General features: G+C 72.7%; 2 protein-coding genes. Both read right to left on the bottom strand.

Features of this window, described 5'->3' with window-relative positions:
• On the bottom strand, positions 1-575 hold a 575-nt coding region (locus ACFXHB_RS44815), incomplete at its 3' end, for an aldehyde dehydrogenase family protein (RefSeq protein WP_380582998.1).
• A gap of 121 nt (positions 576-696) precedes the next feature.
• Positions 697-1434 (bottom strand): zinc-binding dehydrogenase (locus tag ACFXHB_RS44820; RefSeq protein ID WP_380583000.1); only part of this gene is annotated, 738 nt, incomplete at its 5' end.

Here is a 1434-nt window from a genome sequence, read left to right on the forward strand (position 1 = left end):
ACCAGCAGGGCCGAGGTCCAGGGGGTCAGTGGCGAGGGCTTCAGGACGGCCGTGCAGCCGGCGATCAGGGCGGGGGCCACTTTCCACATCGGGATGGCGACCGGGAAGTTCCACGGGGTGATGAGCCCGACCACGCCGAGGGGGCGTCGGAACGTCATCGCGACGGTGCGGGGTTCCTCGGCCGGTGTCGTGACGCCGTTGATGCGGCGGGCCTCGCCGATGGTGAAGTCCAGGATGGTCAGGGAGCGGGCGACTTCGCCCCGGCCTTCGGAGAGCCGCTTGCCCTGTTCCCTGGTGATCGCCTCGGCGAACAGTTCGGCGCGTTCGGTGATCAGGGTGGCGGCGGAGCGGAGCACCTTGGCGCGTTCGATCGGCCCGATCGCGTCCCAGTCGCGCTGGGCGGCGGCCGCCGCGTCGACGGCGGCCGTGGCGTCCGCGGCTCCCGATTCCGTGAACTCGCCGATCACGTCGGTGGTGTTCGCCGGATTCAGGTTCGGTCGCACCTGCCCGGTCAGTGAGGGCGACCAGCGGCCGGCGATGTGGTTGAGCAGGTGCTCGGGGTGCGGGTTCGACATGGAGGGCTCCGTGGCATGAGGGGAGGGCGGGGAGTGGCCTGGGCCGACCGACCGGGCGGTGCCCGGTCGGTCGGGCCGGGTGAGGTCCCCGGGGGAGGGACGGGGGTGTCGGTGCGGGGTGTCAGGCCATGTGCACGGCGATCCGGGGAGCGGCGCCGGTGCGGGCCGCGGCGACGGCCGCGTCGATCTCCGTCAGCGGGAAGGAGGCCGGGACGAGTTCGGCGAACCGGTCCCGCATCGGGGTGCGGACGAGGAAGTCGACGGCCTCGGCGAGGTCCTCGACGGCGTAGTTGTGGCTGCCGACCACGCGGGTGAGGTTGCGGACGAAGGTGTTGGGCTCGAAGGCCACCTGTGGCCCGGGGGACACCGAGCCGACGAGTGCCACGCGCCCGTCCAGTCCGACGAGGTCCAGGGCCGACTGGACGGCCCTGTGGTGGCCGGACAGTTCGAAGATGACGTCGGAGCCGAACTCCTTGACGGCTGTCTCCAGCGCGCCGGGGGAGCAGGCGACGCTGGCGCCGAACTCCAGCGCCAGGTGGCGCCGGCCCGCGTCGAGGTCGCAGGCGATGACGTGCCGGGCGCCCATGTCGCGGGCGTAGGCGATCGCGGTGAGGCCCAGCATTCCGCAGCCGATCACCACGACGCTGTCGCCGGCGGTGAGTTCGGTGCGTCGGGCCGCGCACACGACGGTGGCGGTGGCGCAGTTCGCGGGTGCGGCGACCTCGGCGGGCAGGTCGTCGGGGACGAGTACCAGGCCGGTGCCGGCCGCCAGGTGGCAGTGGGTGGCGAGGCCGCCGTTGAACCGCCAGTGGTCGGTGATGGCCTCGTGCCCGTACTTGCGGACGCTCTCGCATTTCTG

Origin of the sequence: Kitasatospora sp. NPDC059327, assembly GCF_042752535.1 — a bacterium.
Lineage (GTDB): Bacteria > Actinomycetota > Actinomycetes > Streptomycetales > Streptomycetaceae > Kitasatospora.